Raw genomic sequence first — 843 nt, 5'->3', positions numbered from 1 at the left:
AGGATGCAAAGATGACTAGGTTTGACGGGCCTCCAAGGGTTGTCGCCCTGGGTTATGTGCTCAAATCCGGCAAGCTGGAGGGGCCAGTTGATATGTTCGATGATCCTGCTTTTGACTATGCAAGGCGTGTTGCCGGCGAACTGACAGATCACATAAGAAGGATGGGCCCATTTGAACCGCACAGGCTGCCGGACCAGGAGATGGAATACACCACACTGCCAGTTGTTATGGAGAAGCTGAAGGACAGGTTTGTGGACATAGAAAAGGAAACAGTGGCAAAATAAACACATATTTTTCCATATTTTATCAGGGTTTCTGCAATTTTTTCTGTCAGATTATTATTAGTATAATTATTTTAGATTTCCCTAGAAAATTGGTATTCTGCTTCGAAAGATATATATACTGATTTGCTATTCTTTACTTTGCACATAACAGGTATGGATGCCAACCTACCTACGAAAGAGATGAATCACGCTTATGCGTGTTTATGTGTCTCTTCTTCCAGGGTTGGTAAATATGGAGTAGTGAGTAAGTAAGCTCACTTCTGACAGGTAGATGCCAGCCGCTAATTCCAATTGAGTGTTTTAACTCCGGTCGATCCTGCCGGCGGTCACTGCTATCAGGTTCCGACTAAGCCATGCAAGTCATGGGGCCGTAAGGCACCGGCGAACAGCTCAGTAACACGTGGATAATTTACCCTCAGGCGGGGCATAACCTCGGGAAACTGAGGCTAATTCCCCATAGTCATTACAAACTGGAATGGTTGTAATGATGAAAGCTTTTGCACCTGAGGATAAGTCTGCGGCCTATCAGGTAGTAGGTGGTGTAAAGGACCACCTAGCC

At 45.4% G+C, this 843-nt stretch carries 1 protein-coding gene and 1 rRNA gene; both read left to right on the top strand.

From position 1 onward, the window contains the following. A partial coding sequence (locus Q0C15_RS00720) for a fructose 1,6-bisphosphatase (RefSeq protein ID WP_297214986.1) occupies positions 1-284 on the top strand: 284 nt, incomplete at its 5' end. A gap of 303 nt (positions 285-587) precedes the next feature. Then, positions 588-843 (top strand): 16S ribosomal RNA (locus Q0C15_RS00715); the annotation flags it as partial.

Origin of the sequence: Thermoplasma sp. (assembly GCF_023256435.1) — an archaeon.
Taxonomy (GTDB): Archaea; Thermoplasmatota; Thermoplasmata; order Thermoplasmatales; family Thermoplasmataceae; genus Thermoplasma.
The sequence above is the reverse complement of the archived record's forward strand: the minus strand, read 5'-3'. Positions and strand labels throughout refer to the sequence as shown.